The organism is Bacteroides sp. MSSM.1001136sp1_RTP21357st2_D2_RTP21359_211015 (genome assembly GCF_040913205.1).
Classification (GTDB): domain Bacteria; phylum Bacteroidota; class Bacteroidia; order Bacteroidales; family Bacteroidaceae; genus Bacteroides; species Bacteroides ovatus.
The window spans coordinates 116,045-135,009 of record NZ_JBDFVF010000006.1 but is presented as its reverse complement, the minus strand read 5'-3'; the positions used below and the strand labels follow the sequence as shown (position 1 = coordinate 135,009).

General features: G+C 43.3%; 9 protein-coding genes. 6 read left to right on the top strand and 3 right to left on the bottom strand.

The window, feature by feature from the left end; all coding sequences use genetic code 11:
• Nucleotides 1-5 precede the first annotated feature (5 nt).
• Entirely contained in the window at nt 6-2,087 is a 2,082-nt protein-coding gene (locus AB5217_RS06410) for a hypothetical protein (protein ID WP_032845780.1), read from the top strand.
• Between the two features lie 181 nt (nt 2,088-2,268).
• Nucleotides 2,269-5,667, top strand: a complete 3,399-nt coding sequence (locus AB5217_RS06405; RefSeq protein WP_004301571.1) for a DUF6250 domain-containing protein — start codon at nt 2,269-2,271, stop codon at nt 5,665-5,667.
• Here AB5217_RS06405 and AB5217_RS06400 read toward each other — a convergent pair.
• From AB5217_RS06400 to AB5217_RS06390, 3 genes are all read right to left on the bottom strand, one after another.
• Nucleotides 5,648-7,408: an ATP-binding protein gene (locus tag AB5217_RS06400; RefSeq protein WP_004301572.1), complete on the bottom strand. Its 1,761-nt coding sequence runs from the start codon at nt 7,406-7,408 to the stop codon at nt 5,648-5,650. The two genes, AB5217_RS06405 and AB5217_RS06400, sit on opposite strands and share 20 nt — an antisense overlap.
• A gap of 412 nt (nt 7,409-7,820) precedes the next feature.
• A complete protein-coding gene (locus AB5217_RS06395) occupies nt 7,821-9,455 on the bottom strand; it encodes a rhamnogalacturonan acetylesterase (RefSeq protein WP_032845781.1) in 1,635 nt (544 codons plus the stop codon).
• 129 nt (nt 9,456-9,584) lie between these two features.
• A complete protein-coding gene (locus tag AB5217_RS06390) occupies nt 9,585-10,727 on the bottom strand; it encodes a glycoside hydrolase family 88 protein (protein WP_004301577.1) in 1,143 nt (380 codons plus the stop codon).
• A 244-nt stretch (nt 10,728-10,971) separates the two neighbouring features.
• On the opposite strand from AB5217_RS06390, the gene AB5217_RS06385 reads away from it, so the two are divergent.
• From AB5217_RS06385 to AB5217_RS06370, 4 genes are all read left to right on the top strand, one after another.
• The gene (locus AB5217_RS06385) at nt 10,972-12,813 is read left to right on the top strand and encodes a rhamnogalacturonan lyase (RefSeq protein WP_032845783.1); all 1,842 of its coding nucleotides are present in this window, start codon (nt 10,972-10,974) and stop codon (nt 12,811-12,813) included.
• A 3-nt stretch (nt 12,814-12,816) separates the two neighbouring features.
• A complete protein-coding gene (locus AB5217_RS06380) occupies nt 12,817-14,226 on the top strand; it encodes a glycoside hydrolase family 105 protein (protein WP_032845785.1) in 1,410 nt (469 codons plus the stop codon).
• Nucleotides 14,227-14,244: 18 nt separating this feature from the next.
• A complete protein-coding gene (rhaM, locus tag AB5217_RS06375; RefSeq protein WP_004301580.1) occupies nt 14,245-14,559 on the top strand; it encodes an L-rhamnose mutarotase in 315 nt (104 codons plus the stop codon).
• Between the two features lie 90 nt (nt 14,560-14,649).
• Nucleotides 14,650-18,942 carry a two-component regulator propeller domain-containing protein gene (locus AB5217_RS06370; RefSeq protein ID WP_032854615.1) on the top strand — a complete coding sequence of 1,431 codons (4,293 nt, stop codon included), beginning with the start codon at nt 14,650-14,652 and terminating at the stop codon, nt 18,940-18,942.
• Nucleotides 18,943-18,965: the final 23 nt, after the last annotated feature.

The window sequence follows — 18,965 nt, the reverse complement described above, 5'->3', positions numbered from 1 at the left end:
AAGAAATGAAGATACATTATATAATATTGGGGCTGTTTTATTTGCTGGCTATAGTTGCTTGCTCAGATAATGACCCCGTCGTTGAAGTGAACAATGGCAATCAAACAGAAGAATTGCCTCCTCTGCCGACCGAAGTCATAACGGGTAGCCGCGCCATGTGGGTGAGTTATGATCCTATTTCGGCTTCTGATCCCAATAACGCATCAGGGATTGCATCCGCATTGATTAGCTGGAGATTATTGAAGACCGATCCGTCTAATGTTGCTTTTGATATTTATAAATCAGTAGACGGTGAGATGGAAGTGAAATTGAATGAAGAACCTATTTCAAATACGACTTCCTGGGTGGATGCAGATATTGATGTATCAAAAACGAATGTATATCGGGTTACTCTTGCTAATCAGGCTGAAACGCTTTGCGATTATACATTTACTTCTGAAATGGCAGAAAAGTTTTATCATGAAATTAGATTAAACATGAATGTACCCGATGCATCGATTACATATTCTCCTGATGATATTCAGCTAGGTGACTTGGACGGTGACGGTGAATTAGAGATTGTGGTGAAGAGAGAACCGTATGATGGTGCCAACCAGGGGGGATGGAATAATGGTTCGACCTTGTTGGAAGCTTATAAGATGGATGGTACTTTTTTGTGGCAAATTGATTTGGGAATCAATATTCGTTCCGGTTCACATTATACTTCATATATTTTATACGATTTTGATGGAGATGGTTTATGTGAAATAGCTTTCCGCTCTTCAGAAGGTACAAAGTTTGGGGATGGTAAGGGCATTACCGATGCTTATGGTAATGTGAACGATTATCGAATTCGTCAGACTGACGCTGTGGGCTGGTATTCGGGAGCAAGTATTAATACAATTTGCGGTTTGATAATGGAAGGTCCCGAATATATCTCTATTTGCCGTGGATATGATGGACGTGAAATTACCCGGGTGGATAATATTCCTCGTGGTGGAAGTGGTTCAAAAGCGTCGCGTGCTAAATATTGGAGTGAATATTGGGGAGATGATTACGGAAACCGCATGGACCGTTTCTTTATCGGGGTGGCTTATCTGGATGGTATACCTGACGAAGCGACCGGAGTGAGAACAAGCAACCCCAGTCTGATCATCAGTAGAGGTATTTATCATAATTGGCAAGTATGGGCACTCGATTTGAAAGGGAATAAACTGGAAACCCGTTGGAAGTTTGATACAGCCGAACATTCTTCAAAATGGTTGTCCATGTGTTCGCATAGTTTTCGTGTAGCGGACTTGGACGATGATGGAAAAGATGAAATCTTGTATGGTTCTGCGGCTATAGATGATGATGGAAGCGAATTGTGGTGTACCGGAAACGGTCATGGTGACTGTTTATGTGTTGGCAAATTTATAAAAGACCGTTCAGGATTGCAAATTGTTGCTTCATTTGAAGAACCGGGCAATTATAATGGACAAGGACACGGTTATGGATGTCAAGTGATTGATGCAAGAGATGGTGGCTTGATTACCGGCCATGGAGCGGGTTCGACTACTGATGTCGGTCGTTGTATTGTGGCAGATATCGATCCGGATAGCCCGAATTTTGAGTACTGGTCTTCTTTGCAGGAAGGGGTATTCAGTTGTAGTGGCAGTGGATTGGTATCCAGTACATATCCTACAGGTATTGGTGGTGGAGTTTTGTATAATGTAGCCATTTATTGGAGCGGGCAGCCGACAAGAGAAATGCTGGACCGTGCTTGTGTCGTGAGCTATAAAGAGAACCCTGATGTAAACAAGACGAATAAGACTCGTTTGGTATATTTTGGAACTTACGGTAGCAATGACGGTAACCATAGCACCAAATACAATCCTTGTTACTATGGTGATTTTCTCGGTGACTATCGTGAAGAAGTAATAATGGGTTCAAGTGACATGAAATCTATTTATATATTCTCCACGAATCATCCTACCGAATTCCGTCTTCCTCACTTGATGACCGATCATAATTATGATATGTCTCAAGCGATGCAGAATATGGGATATAACCAGGGAACTAACTTAGGTTACTATGTAGGTGCTGAAACTTTGAAAAAAGCAGAATAAAAAGGTTTTTGAATAAGAAATCTCTTATTTGATATGAGTTTGTTGAAAAAGAACAATCCGGCTAACTGTCGGGTTGTTCTTTTTTTCATAGTTGAACGAATCGCCATATATATGGATAATATTCTATTTCTTAATTGATCGGCTCTCCCTACCTTTGTAAGGTGAGATAGCAAATATACATATGAAAAAACTCTTTATCCTTTTGTTCCTCTTCATCACTTTAGGAACAAACGCACAAAACAATAAAGTTTCCGGCCTCAACGCCCGCCAGTTTCATAAATATTGGAAGGTAGAGTCGGAATCTCCGGATTATAAAGTGACATTTCAGGGTGATACCGCTGAAATACTATCTCCTAAAGGCCTTACCTTATGGAGGAAAGAAAAGATGAGCGGGCGGGTAACCATTGAATATGATGCGTGTGTAGTTGTAGAAAAAGAAGGAGACCGTTTGAGTGACCTGAATTGCTTTTGGATGGCTTCGGACCCCAAGCATCCTGATAATATATGGAAACGTGAGAAGTGGCGTAGCGGAATCTTTCTGAATTGTTATTCTTTGCAACTCTATTACATGGGATATGGTGGAAATTATAACTCTACTACACGCTTCCGTCGTTATGACGGCAATGAAGCAGGAATCACAGATCCCAAAGTACGTCCTGCCATATTGAAAGAATATACAGATACCGAACATTTGCTAAAAGCGAATCACTGGTATCACATTAAGATAACAAATGAAAATAATAGGGTTAGTTATTACATAGACGGCAAGCGACTGGTGGACTTCCGCGATGCCGAACCTCTGACAGAAGGATGGTTCGGCTTTCGTACCACCTTATCCCGTACCCGCATTACAAACTTCCGCTATGAATGTTTGCCGCCCCAAACGTCTACTGTTCCTTTACATTGGATCGGCAATACTCCTGAACAAGACAAAGCTGTAAGCTTCGGAGTTCCTTTTGATGAAGGCTACCTATTTCCAGAAACTTCATTGCGGTTAAAAACAGATAGAAATCAAGAGATTCCGGTAGATACTTGGCCATTGGCTTACTGGCCGGATGGTTCCGTGAAATGGAGCGGAGTTGCCGGAGTCATTCCTGCCGGAACAGAAAGACTGACATTAGAAAAAGCCCCCCGGAAAGCAAAAACTATCAATAAACAGCCTAATACTTCTATTGCAATCACTGAAACGCCTGAAGATATTCAAATTGAAACAGGGCTAATTTCCGTATTTATTCCCCGACGCGGAGATTTCCTGATTGATAGCCTATTATATAAGGGAACTAAAGTAGGAGAGAAAGCGCGTCTGATTTGTAATACGCAAAACGAGCCGATTCAAGAAAATACATCTCAAATATCTTTTACTCATTACATAGGAGAAATAAAATCAGTAACCATAGAACGTCTGGGCTCTGTACGGGCACTTGTAAAGTTGGAAGGGATACATCGGAACAGGAATAAGAAGATTGATACGAATCACTCTGAAGGGGAAGGGAACTATGCGAATAACTCTGATATGAACAAACGGAATAACCGTGAGTGGCTTCCTTTTGTGGTACGTCTCTACTTTTATGGTGGTAGTGAACAGATCAAAATGGTACATAGCTTCATCTATGACGGAGATCAGAAGAAAGATTTCATTCGTAGTTTGGGTATCCGTTTCGATGTTCCTATGCGTGAAGCTCTGTATAATCGTCATATTGCTTTTTCGTGTGCAGATGGAGGAGTGTGGAGCGAGCCGGTACAACCATTGGTAGGGCGTCGCATACTCACTTTAAATAAGACAGATAATAAGAAAAACAGTAATGAAAAGAAAGATGCACAACAGATGCCGACTGATGAACCCTCCCTGCAACAGCAGCAAATGGAAGGCAAACGTATTCCGCCTTATGAATCTTTCGATGAAAAGAACCGCTCTCTGCTCGATAACTGGGCTTCATGGAATGACTACCGTCTGTCTCAACTCACTGCCGATGCTTTCTCCATTCGTAAACGTGCCAATAACGATAATCCCTGGATAGGAACCTTTTCCGGCACACGTAGCGATGGATATATTTTTGTCGGAGATATTACCGGAGGATTAGGACTTTGTATGCATGACTTTTGGCAGTCTTATCCCTCTTCTATTGAAATTTCAGACGCACGAACCCCGGTAGCTACCCTTACCGCCTGGTTGTGGAGTCCGGAGTCCGAGCCTATGGATTTACGGCATTATGATCGTATAGCTCATGACCTGAATGCCAGCTATGAAGATGTCCAGGAAGGTATGAGCACGCCATACGGCATTGCCCGTACAACTACGTTGACACTGATCCCACAAAGTGGCTATGCCGGAAAAAAGGCTTTTGCTGATTATGCCAAACAATTTTCTAGCCCTAGTCTGTTAATGCCAACCCCGAATTATCTTCATGCCCGCCAGGCTTTCGGGATATGGAGTCTCCCCGACCGTACTACTCCATTCCGTACTCGTGTAGAAGACCGCTTGGATGCTTACATTGACTTCTATCAGAAAGCAATCGAACAAAACAAGTGGTACGGTTTCTGGAATTATGGTGATGTGATGCACGCTTATGACCCTGTTCGTCATACCTGGCGTTACGATGTCGGAGGATTTGCCTGGGACAATACGGAACTGGCTTCTAATATGTGGCTATGGTATAATTTCCTCCGTACCGGGCGTATTGATATTTGGCGTATGGCAGAAGCTATGACGCGTCATACAGGCGAAGTGGATGTCTATCATATCGGTCCCAATGCCGGATTAGGCAGTCGGCATAATGTAAGTCATTGGGGATGCGGAGCTAAAGAAGCGCGAATCAGCCAGGCCGCCTGGAACCGTTTCTACTATTACCTTACTACAGACGAACGTTGCGGTGATTTAATGACTGAAGTGAAGGATGCCGACCACAAACTCTATGACTTGGACCCTATGCGCCTGGCCCAACCTCGCAGTGAATATCCTTGTACCGCTCCCGCCCGTTTGCGTATCGGTCCCGACTGGCTGGCTTATGCCGGTAATTGGATGACAGAATGGGAGCGCACAGGTAACACTGCTTATCGTGATAAAATAATAGCAGGAATGAAAAGCATTGCCGTCCTGCCTAACCGCCTCTTTACCGGCCCCAAAGCTCTAGGATTTGATCCGTCAACAGGAATCATCACAACCGAATGTGACCCCAAATTGGAAACAACCAACCATTTAATGACGATCATGGGCGGATTTGAGATAGCCAATGAAATGATGCGTATGATTGATATACCCGAATGGAAAGACGCCTGGCTTGATCATGCTGCACGTTACAAGAAGAAAGCATGGGAACTTAGCCATAGCCGTTTTCGTGTCTCCCGTCTGATGGCTTACGCAGCTTATCACTTGCGCAATACCCAAATGGCTGAAGAAGCCTGGAAAGATTTGTTTACCCGGTTGGAACATACACCTGCACCGCCTTTCCGCATCACTACCATACTTCCGCCGGAAGTACCGTCTCCATTAGATGAATGTACGAGCATTAGCACGAATGATGCTGCTCTTTGGAGCTTGGATGCTATTTATATGCAGGAAGTTATTCCGAAGGATGAATAGCAGAAGCATTTATTTCTTCACATTTCACCATATCCCAACCTTGGAACTGAATTAATAATAGGTGAAGTGTCGTTCCAGTAGCCAGTTTCTGCACAACTTTATCCTTACTGTATCGCAACAGTTGCTGTCTTCCTTCTTCTGCTTGGGCTTCAAGTTCAGCATTGGTAGCTGTACGTGTAGCGTATTTCAACTCCAGGATATAGCTGTGTTCTATATCGGAATAACGCATTTTGTCCGGCAATAGGAAGAAGTCACAATAGCCATAGTTCATTTCCAGTTCCGGCTGTACGAGATAATAAGAAGCAATGGCAAGATAGGCTTTTAGGAAACCTTGCAGGTTTCTTTCCCCTTCTATCGCATCACGTATGGAAGAGTTCTCCCGATAGGCACGGGCGATGGTTTCGAAGAATGGTTGCCAATGACCATCGAAGGCGAAATCATCTATCAAGTCTTTCAGATGTGAAAGATTCAGGGTATGGGCCTGTTGATAGTAGTCGCGCAAGAATCCAAGGTACTGCTCGCGCACACAATTGTTAGGTATGCACATTTTCAGACGGTCGCCACGGGTGCCGCACATGGTAAGTAAACCATAATAATAGAGCAGGCTTCGGAAGTTCTCTATATCTGCTATCTTTTCTGACGGGAACGAAGTATGTAAGTCTACCAGTATTTCACCTTTTGCCGCAATTTCTTCGATAGTACTCATGCGGCTTCCCTCATGGGTGTTGTCGTGGTCAATGCGTGCCAGCATTTTCAGTTTACTGTAATCCGTACGGATATTCTTGTCTACCATATTTTCGGGTGGACGGTGAAAATCAATTTGGTTACGTAAATAGTATAAAGTCATATCGCAATTAAACACACGGTCGTTGTCCAAAGATGTTCTGGCGAAGCAATAATTGTCATACCACGGTTTCATTTCTGTAATCATCGCTTCTACATCACCGACCAGCTTTCCATTTTGTTGGTAATAACGGAGCATTTCACGTACTTCAGTTTCATCAAATCCTATCATGGCATTAAAACGGGAATCAGTCGATATATTCCAGTCAATATTATACCCGCTAGATAAATCATCCAGTGTGATAGGGCTGACTCCCATTAGGAAAATTCGGTCAAACATACCTTTGAACTGCTTGAAGTATTCACGGTAGAAGCCGCTGGCATGAGTCAGGTCATGGAACATTTTCTGTCCGTGTTCGCTCAATATGACGTTGGTAAAGTTGTCATATTCGTCAATTATCAGATAGAGAGGATATCCTTTTTCTTTAGCCTTTACTTCTATATATGATAATTTTGCTTTAGCGCTTTCAATGCTTTCTACTGTTGACTTGAAATCTTCATCATAATAAGATGCGTATGCATGGGCAAACTGGTTGATGATGATACTGCAATATTCATTAAAGCTACTCATCAAATCTGCTCCCGGCAGTGAGCAGCCTGCTTTTGAGAAGTCGAAGAAAAGGACCTGGAAACTGTTATGTTGTTTGGTTGGACGGCTTCCTATCCATAAGTCACCGAAATACTTGTCGAAGTTATCCTTCTGTATTATGTCGTAATAAGTACGCATCATGCTTAGGAATAAGCTTTTTCCGAAACGTCTCGGACGAATAAGGAAAAGGTAACTGGGCATTTCCTCGATAAGGGGCAGATACATGGTTTTATCGACGAAATAGAAGTTTTCGTTCCGCATCCGGTTGAAGTCGGATATTCCGTATGGTATTCCTTTCACTTGGCTCATATTGGCAGGCTTTTAATTTGTACAGGCAAAGTTAATCTATTCCGTGGAATAAATCAATGATTTGCGACTGTATTATGGAAAGGTGACTGTTTGTTGTTGTACAAAGTAGCACTAGCTGTCCCCAAATCTATTAATAGAAAAGTTCTTCTGCATTAAGGGTAAACTTCCTTTCCCTTACAACCAAACTGGCAATTAACTTATTATAAACTATAAACGCAAGTTCTGTTTTTATAAATGAAGCTTTTGATTATAAAAACAAAACTTGCATTTTTATAAACGGAACTTGCGTTTATAGATTAGTCTTAAGCAACTGATACTTTGGTACTAATCCAAAAGAAGTTTGCAAAGGGATAAGAGTAACTTTTCTATTAATAGATTACGGGATAAATAGCGTACTTTATCCCGTATGCTCTTACTTTAAATAATTCTTTAACGGGCAATCGCTCTTTTTCAACCCTTCAGCAATGCTTTTTGCATTCATGTGCGCTCCTTTCAAAGAAGAGTGTGTATGGTCATGATTATAGTAAGTTGCTGCTTTCTTCACACCTTTCTTTTCTAGTTTATCGGCACTAATCTTATTCAGATCGATAAAATAAGCTCCCGTAGCTTCCGCAGCTTCACGTGTCCACTTGCCAAAAGACTCGGTGTTGCGTTCTATCTTTCCCTCTTTCCATTTGTTGCGTGGAGTATGGCTTAAAACGATGGGAATGGCGCCTTTCTCCTGAACGTCCATGATGAACTTCCGAAGATACCAGCCAAACGTATAAATAACCTGATACTTACCGGTCTTTTCCATTAAAAATACTTTGCTCTCGTCACCGGAACCACGTAATTCGGCACGGGCCTTTCCTACATTAATATCTCCTGCATCATTATGTCCGAACTGAATCAGAACGAAGTCTCCCGGTTGCAAAGCATTATATACCTTATCCCAACGACCTTCGTCCAGGAAAGTGCGGGCACTGCGTCCTGCCATGGCACGGTTTTCTACAGATATTTTATTCAGATTGAACTCGTCGGCGATTACGCTTCCCCAACCCCACATACCATTTTTGTCTTTATCCTCATTTCGGACCGTACTGTCTCCGATGGTAAACAATACCGGACGTCCATCTTTACGGCTGGAACCTGTTACAGTATCTTTCTCAATGGGCTTTAGATAATTGGCCAATTCCAGTCCCTCATAAGCACGTATTCCATCCGCAGCAGATTCCGCATTGACTTTAGCACCGAAAGCACTTGTGTGTATACGGTCGATGTAGAACATATATTTCACCTTATTCTTACCGAACTTCTCGAATTTGCGGGCACTGATATCATTCAAATCAATAAAAGGAACCCCCTGTTCTTCGGCTACTTGCTTTGCCCACAATCCGAAAGTCTTGTTGACACGTGTGATGATGGTGCTGTCTTTATCTTCCCAGGCATTACGGGGAGTAAGCGAGAATAGGATCGGATGAGCACCTTTTGCTTTTACATCCTGAATAAAACGGCGCATATATTCCCCGTATGTATATACGGTTTCTTTCACTCCGGTCTCTTTGATGGTTACGTTCAGCGTATCTTTGCCGATTCCCGGAATAGAGGCGCGGGCACGTCCGCTGTCATAAGGACCATTGTCATTGTGTCCCAATTCGATGATAACCCAGTCTCCGGGGCGTACACCTTTGATTACATCCGGCCAAAGACGGTTGTAGAAAGTACGGCTGCTGGTACCTCCCAACGCATGATTCTCAACAGTAATCCGGTTGGAATCGAAATATTCACCAGCAAAATAGCCCCATCCCCATTGTCCGTTGTTGCCATTGCCTAAAGTTCCGGTACGCATGGTCGAATTACCTACCAGAAACAGAACAGGGTTGTCACCTTTCCGGCTGGAACCGGCTTCCGGTCGCGAGGTACGTGCTTTATTCAGGCTATCCAGCGTGTTGTCAACCACCTGATTGACATCTGCCATGGGAGCGGAAACTTTATTTTGCGCTTGCAGTTGCAAACTGAACGTAATGGCTGTCAGCCAACATATATACGGGAATAATTTGTTTTTCATGAATCTGTTTTCTTTGAAATCCCTCACTGACCGGTGTCTAAACAGTCAGTGAGGGAACTAGCTACTAACTAACCTCTAACTAAACCTAATGAATGATTATCTTTAAACCTAATGAAAAAACTGTGTATGTTATTTTAATTTATAAACTTCTGTTCCGGCAAGCAGGAAACAACCGACTCCGTAGTCTTCAAAGTCGGGCACACTCTTATAAGTAACCGGCTGTCCGTCTTTAGGCTCCTTACCTGTTCCCTGCACATATCCCAGGAATCCGTTCGGATGTACGGCATCTTTCACCATAGCGTTCCATGCTTTTAAAAGGACGGGAAGATACTCTTTACGGTCGAGCAATCCGTTGCGGACTCCCCAAGCCATACCATAAACAAATAAGGCTGTACCGGAAGTCTCTTTTCCTCCGAAGTTCGTCGGGTCGTGAAGACTGACATTCCAGAAACCATCTTCACGCTGACATTTCTTCAAAGCCTTGCTCATGGTCAGGAAATCATTGATATAGTCCTGACGGTGTTTCTCGTCAGAAGGAATTTCATCCAATACACGTACCAAGGCAGCATATACCCATCCGTTTCCACGACTCCAATAGCAATCTTCGCCATTCGGCTCTTTATATGGAGGATTAAAATCCTGATCGCGCCACCACAGACCGTCTTTGGGGTTGAACATACCCGTTTTATCGTGTTGGCTGCGTGTGTAGTAGTACATATCCCACATCTTATCGTAGTATTTCTGTTCTCCGGTCATCTTTCCGAATTTAGCGAAGATAGGCATTGCCATTTGCACAGCATCAATCCACCACCAGTCGTTCACCTGCGGGGTGTTCACCACCATATCGATACTTGCTTTGATATTCCGAATCATGTTCGGGTCTGACGGGCAGATTTTATAGATATCAATGTACGCCTGTCCGCAACAATGGTCGTCCGCATTACGGGTAGTATTGCCGTTGCGCATTCCCCATTTGTGGAAATCGGCCCAGTCGTAAGTATACTTATAATAATCCTCACGCGGATAAATAGAATAGAGAGCCATCAATCCTTCATAATATACACCACGCGTCCATATATTGCTGGGACGTACACGACCGTAAAAACTGGGAGTAGTGTAATCGGCATACTTTTTCATAAAGTAGTCATTTACCTTTATGATATTCTCTAAAGTCTCTTTTTGTGTCGGGAGTTCTTGTGCTGCGACCGTATGGACTGGTATCAGACAAGAAAGAAGTAATCCTGTAAAGAGTAAGAATAGTGGTTTCTTCATGGTACAATAGTTCTGTTTTATTAATTTGCTGTTTATACTAATTTCTATGGCAAAGGTAAGAGACGTTCTTTTCTTTTTCAATGGATTTCCGTGCAAATGTCTTTAAATTCGTTCACGAGACGACAGAAAATAGTGTTAAAAGTACGTCTAATGATGATTTCTACATATATCTGTACAATATTCTATTTTATCAATGGGCTGCGTCCTTTACTTTTGTGTTGTAATTTGATTAATCGATAAAACTATGAAGTGCATAACTCTTTTTTTTAGTTTCTGCCTGATAGCTATCTTCTCGATAGCTCAGCCAAACTATGACTTTTCGAAGTTGAAACGCGAACGTCTGGGACGTGGTGTAATTGCTATCCGAGAGAATCCGTCTACTGTGGCTGTTTCCTGGCGTTATTTGTCTTCCGACCCGATGAATGAATCTTTTGATATTTATAGGAACGATGAAAAGATAAACAAACACCCGTTGAAGGATGCCACTTTCTTTCAGGATACCTATGCAGGGACAGAATCTGTACTTTATACCGTGAAAGCAAGGGAAGGTAAAACGGAAAGTAGCTATCAATTACCGGCAAATGCCCCATTGGGTTATCTGAATATTCCGTTGAACCGCCCCGAAGATGGTACGACTCCGTCAGGGCAAAACTATTTTTATGCTCCGAATGATGCCAGTATCGGTGACGTGGACGGTGATGGCGAATATGAGATTATTCTGAAATGGGACCCGAGTAATGCACATGATAATTCACATGACGGCTATACGGGAGAAGTATATGTTGATTGCTATAAGTTGAGCGGAAAACTATTATGGCGTATTAATCTGGGACGTAACATACGTGCCGGTGCACACTACACCCAGTTTATGGTGTTCGATTTCGATGGTGACGGCAAAGCGGAAGTAGTGATGAAGACCGCGGACGGAACGGTGGATGGAACAGGAAAAGTGATTGGGGATGCGCAGGCTGACTATCGGAATGAACAAGGACGTATCCTGACCGGACCGGAATATCTGACAGTTTTTAACGGATTGACAGGAGAAGCGATGCAAACAATTGATTATGTGCCCGTAAGAGGAGACTTGATGGGTTGGGGAGACAGTCGTGGTAATCGCAGCGACCGTTTTCTGGCCTGCGTTGCCTATCTCGACGGCATACACCCAAGCGTAGTGATGTGTCGTGGATATTATACACGTACTGTTTTGGCTGCTTTTGACTGGGATGGAAAGGAGCTGAAACAACGTTGGGTATTCGACAGTAATAATCCCGGTTGTAAAGATTATGCCGGACAAGGAAACCATAACCTGCGGGTAGGTGACGTGGACGGTGACGGATGCGATGAGATCATCTACGGTTCATGCGCCATAGACCATAACGGTAAAGGACTCTACACCACGGAAATGGGACACGGCGATGCCATTCATCTGACTCATTTCGACCCCTCTCGTAAAGGGCTGCAAGTATGGGATTGTCATGAAAATAAACGTGATGGTTCTACCTATCGGGATGCAGCTACCGGAGAAGTTCTATTTCAGATTAAAGACAATACAGATGTAGGGCGTTGTATGGCAGCTGATATTGACCCGACTCAACCGGGCGTTGAAATGTGGTCTGTTGCTTCCGGAGGAATAAGGAATGTGAAAGGAGAGGTGGTAAAAGACCGGGTAAGAGGTTTATCCTGTAATATGGCTGTTTGGTGGGATGGAGATTTGTTGCGTGAATTGTTGGATAGAAATATGGTCAGCAAATATAATTGGGAAAAAGGAGTGTGTGAGCGCATAGCCATTTTTGAGGGAACTCTTTCCAATAATGGAACCAAAGCGAATCCTTGCCTTCAGGGAGATATCGTAGGTGACTGGCGCGAAGAAATACTGATGCGTACAGCTGATAATACAGCTTTACGGCTTTACGTCTCCACTATTCCTACCGACTATCGTTTTCATACTTTCCTCGAAGATCCGATTTATCGTATAAGTATCGCTACCCAGAATGTGGCTTATAATCAGCCTACACAGCCCGGATTCTATTTCGGACCGGAGCTTCAGGGCACTGTATTCAGAGGATGTAAAATACCTAAAAAATAGATTATGAATATTCGTATCATAACCATTGCTTTATTGCTGGCAACTTTGCCGGTTAGTGCACAGAAAAAGAAAACGGTAGTGAATGATTCAAATACTCCTTTGCATTTGCTGCAACCTGCTTATCAGGGCACTTATGGTGACCTGACACCCGGGCAGGTCAAGAAAGATATAGATCGTGTATTTGCTTATATTGATAAGGAGACTCCGGCACGCGTGGTAGATAAGAACACAGGTAAACTGATTACCGACTACACCACGATGGGAGAGGAAGCGCAACTGGAACGTGGTGCTTTCCGTCTGGCAAGTTACGAATGGGGAGTAACCTATTCAGCCTTGATAGCAGCTGCCGAAGCTACGGGCGATCAACGTTACATGGATTATGTGCAGAACCGTTTCCGCTTTCTGGCGGAAGTGGCGCCTCATTTTAAGCGTGTGTACGAAGAGAAAGGCACAACAGACCCTCAATTGCTGCAAATCCTCACTCCTCATGCTCTGGATGATGCCGGGGCTGTGTGTGCAGCGATGGTGAAAGTCCGTGTGAAAGACCGCTCACTTCCTGTAGACGGATTAATTGGGAACTATTTTGATTTTATTCAGAATAAAGAATACCGGTTGGCAGATGGTACTTTTGCCCGCAATCGTCCGCAACATAATACACTTTGGCTGGACGACATGTTTATGGGGATTCCCGCAGTAGCCCAGATGAGCCGTTATGACAAGGCTCAAAAAGAGATATATCTGGCGGAGGCTGTCAGACAATTCCTGCAATTTGCCGACCGTATGTTTATCCCTGAAAAAGGATTGTATCGTCATGGATGGGTAGAAAGCAGTACCGATCATCCTGCCTTTTGTTGGGCGCGTGCCAATGGGTGGGCTATGCTGACAGCATGCGAATTGCTCGATGTATTGCCGGAAGATTACCCCCAACGTGCGAAAGTGATGGATTATTTCCGGGCTCATGTACGCGGAGTGACTGCCTTGCAAAGTGGAGAAGGGCTTTGGCATCAATTGCTCGACCGGAATGATTCTTATCTGGAGACGTCTGCTACGGCTATTTACGTATACTGTTTGGCGCATGCTATCAATAAAGGCTGGATTGATGCCATTGCTTATGGACCTGTCGCTCATTTGGGATGGCATGCCGTGGCCGGTAAGATCAATGCGGAAGGTCAGGTGGAAGGCACTTGTGTGGGTACGGGGATGGCTTTCGATCCTGCTTTTTATTACTATCGTCCGGTCAATGTATATGCGGCACATGGATACGGACCAGTGCTTTGGGCAGGTGCGGAAATGATCTCTCTATTGAAGAATCAGTACCCGCAGATGAATGACAGTGCCGTTCAGTATTATCAGGTGAAACAGAAGACGACTGCACCTATTTTTGCCATCGATACAGAAGAAAAGAAAGATTAACTTTAAATAGATAGAACCATGAAACGAGAAGCTTTTAAAATGTATTTAAAACCCGGATGTGAAGCTGAATATGAGAAAAGACACGCTGCCATCTGGCCTGAATTGAAAGCATTGCTTTCCAAAAACGGAGTGTCGGACTATTCGATTTATTGGGATAAGGAGACCAATATCCTGTTTGCTTTCCAGAAAACGGAAGGTGAGGCCGGTTCGCAGGACTTGGGTAATACGGAGATTGTGCAGAAATGGTGGGACTATATGGCGGATATCATGGAAGTGAATCCGGACAACTCACCGGTGTCCATTCCTTTGCCGGAAGTATTCCACATGGATTGATTTTTTAGTAATTAGGTGAGCCGTTTCTTTCATTATCTCAACTATCTTGACTATTTTTGTCCAACATTTATTATTAATCTTGGAATCTATATGATGCAAAGACACCTTTTGATCTTTACCTTTCTTGTTAGTTTTGTGTTGAATGCTTATAGTGCAATTGAGCTTCGTTCTACACAAATGAGAACGAGTGACGGCCTTCCCAATAACTCTATTCGATATATTTATCAGGATAGTAAAGGTTTTTTGTGGCTGGCTACCTTGAACGGGTTAAGTCGTTATGATGGCAACTCTTTTCTCACTTTCCGTCCGGAAATCGGTGATGAGGTATCTTTGGCAGACAACCGTATTTACGATCTGACAGAAGATAAAGATGGTTTTTTGTGGATTTCTACTACACCTGAATTATATAGTTGCTATGATTTGCAACGTGCCCGTTTTGTGGACTATACCGGTTGTGGCGAGTTAAGGCAGAATTATTCAACGGTTTTTGTCGCTGCTAACGGAGATGTCTGGCTTTCCCATTCGGGAAATGGCTGCCGGAAGATGGTACATCAGAAAAATGGTGAGATGACATCTACCGTATTCAGGACCGAACGTGGAAACCTGCCGGATAACCGGGTGAAATTTGTGAATGAGGATGCCAGTGGCCGTATCTGGATCGGCACTCAATGCGGACTGGTTTCTGTCTCCAACGGACAATATCGGATAGAAGACCGATTAATCCACTTCACTTCTTCGCTGTCCTATAAGGACGATATGTATTTCCTTACAGCAGATGGAGATATCTATTATTATCAGGAGGCTACTCAAAAGATGCAAAAGTTGGCTTCTCTTGCCACTGTGGCAGGGGCGACATCGCCAACCGGAAATTTCCTGTTGAAAGATAAGTGGGTGATCCTGACTACTACCGGAGTATATACTTATAAGTTTGCTACCGGAGAGATGGCCGCAGATCCTCGTTTGAATATTAAAAAGGGAGAATTGATACGTGATAATCGTGGAGATTATTGGATATACAATCATACGGGACGGCTTACATACGTGCTTGCCGAAACCGGAGAGAGTAAGGATTTCCAGTTGATTCCCCAGGATAAGATAAGTTATATCGACTTTGAACGTTATCATATCGTCCATGATTCCCGGGGAATTATTTGGATTTCGACCTATGGAAATGGGCTTTTCGCTTATAATACCGCCGAAGATAAACTGGAGCATTTTGTGGCGAACATTAATGACCAGAGTCATATCAGTTCGGATTTCCTGCAATATGTGATGGAAGATCGTGCCGGTGGCATCTGGGTAGCTTCGGAATATTCAGGCTTGTCCCGTATTTCCGTATTGAATGAAGGAACTTCCCGTATCTATCCCGAATCCCGTGATTTGTTCGACCGGTCGAACACCATCCGTATGCTTACCAGAATGTCTAATGGGGATATCTGTGTAGGTACGCGTAAGGGGGGATTATACACCTTTGATTCGAGCCTTCATTCAAAAATGACCAATCAATATTTCCATTCTAATATCTATGCTCTCACCGAAGACAAACAGGGACGAATGTGGATGGGAACTCGTGGAAATGGTCTCAAAGTGGGGGACACCTGGTATTATAATAATCCTTCTGATTTGACAGCCTTATCCGATAATAACGTTTTTGCCATTTATCGCGACCGTAAAGACCGCATGTGGATAGGAACATTTGGCGGTGGGCTGGAACTGGCTGAACCTACTCCCGACGGTAAATATAAATTCCGTCATTTCTTCCAGCAAACATTCGGGATGAGAATGGTGCGTGTGATAGAAGAAGACGCAAATGGGATGGTGTGGGTAGGAACCAGTGAGGGTATTTGTATTTTTCATCCGGATTCATTGATTGCAGATGCTGATAATTATCATCTTTTCAGTTATACAAACGGAAAGTTTTGCAGTAATGAAATCAAGTGTATCTATCGGGATACGGAAGGGCGGATGTGGATTGGTACGTCCGGTTCGGGACTGAATCTTTGTGAGCCGCAGGATAACTATTGCTCTTTGAAATATGAACATTACGGAACTTCCGAAGGATTGGTTAACGATGTAATCCAGTCTATTCTGGGAGATAAAAAGGGGAATCTCTGGGTTGCCACCGAATATGGTATTTCCAAATTTAATCCGACTACCCATTCTTTTGAAAACTATTTCTTTTCTTCCTATACATTGGGAAATGTGTATAGTGAGAATAGTGCTTGTATGCGCGAAGATGGAAAACTGCTTTTTGGCACAAACTACGGATTAATAGTGATCGATCCTGAAAAGATACAGGATAACGAAACTTTCTCCCCGGTTGTTTTCACGGATTTATATGTCAATGGAACCCAGATGAATCCGCAGATGGAGGACTCTCCGTTAAAGCAATCGTTGGCTTATTCGGACGAAATAACCCTGAAGTTTTTTCAGAACTCATTCTTGATAGATTTCTCTACTTTTGATTATTCGGATAGCGGTCATACCAAATATATGTATTGGCTGGAAAATTACGATCAGGGATGGAGTGCTCCTTCTCCTCTGAATTTTGCTTCGTTTAAGTATCTTAATCCGGGAACTTATATACTTCACGTCAAGTCGAGCAATGGATCAGGTGTTTGGAATGATAGCGAGACTACACTGAAAATTGTAATTGTCCCTCCATTCTGGAAAACGACTTGGGCAATGCTGGGTTATGTGCTGTTATTAATCATAGCCTTGTACTTTGCTTTCCGTATCGTTCGTAACTTTAACGGCTTGCGTAACCGCATCAATGTAGAAAAGCAGTTGACAGAATATAAACTGGTGTTTTTTACCAATATCTCTCATGAATTCCGTACTCCGCTTACCTTGATTCAGGGAGCATTGGAGAAGATTCAACGTGTGACTGATATCCCGCGTGAATTGATATATCCGCTGAAAACAATGGATAAGAGCACGCAGCGTATGTTGAGGCTTATCAATCAGTTGCTGGAATTTAGAAAGATGCAGAATAATAAGCTGGCACTCTCTTTAGAGGAAACGGATGTCATCTCTTTCCTTTATGAAATATTTTTGAGCTTCGGAGATGTAGCGGAACAAAAGAATATGAATTTCCGTTTCCTGCCTTCGGTGCCGTCCTATAAAATGTTTATTGATAAAGGAAATTTGGATAAGGTGACTTATAATCTGCTTTCAAATGCATTTAAATATACTCCTTCCAACGGAACGATTATTCTTTCGGTGAATGTGGACGAAGGGAAACAAACATTGCAGATTCAGGTTTCGGATACGGGAGTGGGGATTCCTAAAGAAAAGCAGAACGAATTGTTCAAGCGGTTTATGCAGAGTAATTTCTCCGGTGACAGTATTGGGGTCGGTCTACATTTGAGTCATGAACTGGTGCAGGTACATAAAGGCACGATTGAATATAAAGACAATGAAGGTGGCGGTTCTGTATTTACCGTATGTATTCCGACAGATAAGACGGTGTATTCGGAGAAAGACTTCCTTGTTCCGGGCAACGTATTGCTGAAAGAGGCGGATGGTCACGCACATCATTTGTTACAGCTTTCGGAAGAGCTTCCTGACCCGGAAAAGATGGCTGCTCCTTTGAATAAACGGAAAGTGCTGATTATTGAAGATGATAATGACATCCGTGAGTTTCTACGGGAAGAAATCGGTGCATACTTTGAAGTGGAAGTGGCTGCCGACGGCACGTCCGGATTTGAAAAGGCCCGTACGTATGATGCCGACCTGATTATCTGTGATGTTCTGATGCCGGGTATGACCGGATTTGAAGTAACCAAGAAACTAAAAACAGATTTTGATACGAGTCATATTCCCATTATCCTTCTGACCGCGTTGAACTCACCGGAAAAGCATCTGGAAGGAATTGAGGCAGGTGCGGATGCATACATCGCCAAACCATTCAGCGTTAAACTGCTGTTGGCACGTGTATTCCGTTTGATCGAACAGCGTGATAAATTGCGTGAGAAGTTCTCCAACGAACCGGGTATTGTGCGACCGGCCATGTGTACTACTGACCGAGATAAAGAATTTGCAGATCGGTTGGCTGCCATCCTTGAACAGAACCTCGCCCGGCCTGAATTCTCTATTGATGAGTTTGCGCAGATGATGAAGTTGGGACGAACCGTATTTTATCGGAAACTGCGTGGAGTAACGGGATATTCGCCTAATGAATATTTACGTGTTGTGCGCATGAAGAAAGCAGCCGAGTTGTTACTGTCGGAAGATAATCTGACGGTTGCAGAAGTCTCCTATAAGGTGGGTATCAGCGATCCTTTCTATTTCAGTAAATGCTTCAAAGCTCAATTCGGAGTAGCACCGTCCGTCTATCAGCGTGGTGTGAGTAATGATAATGATTCTCCGCAGGATTCATAAGAATAAGATTAACTAAAACAGCA

Coding starts and splice junctions, on each gene's coding strand:
- AB5217_RS06410 (WP_032845780.1), top strand. CDS start 6: ATGAAGATACATTATATAATATTGGGGCTGTTTTATTTGCTGGCTATA.
- AB5217_RS06405 (WP_004301571.1), top strand. CDS start 2,269: ATGAAAAAACTCTTTATCCTTTTGTTCCTCTTCATCACTTTAGGAACA.
- AB5217_RS06400 (WP_004301572.1), bottom strand. CDS start 7,408: ATGAGCCAAGTGAAAGGAATACCATACGGAATATCCGACTTCAACCGG.
- AB5217_RS06395 (WP_032845781.1), bottom strand. CDS start 9,455: ATGAAAAACAAATTATTCCCGTATATATGTTGGCTGACAGCCATTACG.
- AB5217_RS06390 (WP_004301577.1), bottom strand. CDS start 10,727: ATGAAGAAACCACTATTCTTACTCTTTACAGGATTACTTCTTTCTTGT.
- AB5217_RS06385 (WP_032845783.1), top strand. CDS start 10,972: ATGAAGTGCATAACTCTTTTTTTTAGTTTCTGCCTGATAGCTATCTTC.
- AB5217_RS06380 (WP_032845785.1), top strand. CDS start 12,817: ATGAATATTCGTATCATAACCATTGCTTTATTGCTGGCAACTTTGCCG.
- rhaM (WP_004301580.1), top strand. CDS start 14,245: ATGAAACGAGAAGCTTTTAAAATGTATTTAAAACCCGGATGTGAAGCT.
- AB5217_RS06370 (WP_032854615.1), top strand. CDS start 14,650: ATGATGCAAAGACACCTTTTGATCTTTACCTTTCTTGTTAGTTTTGTG.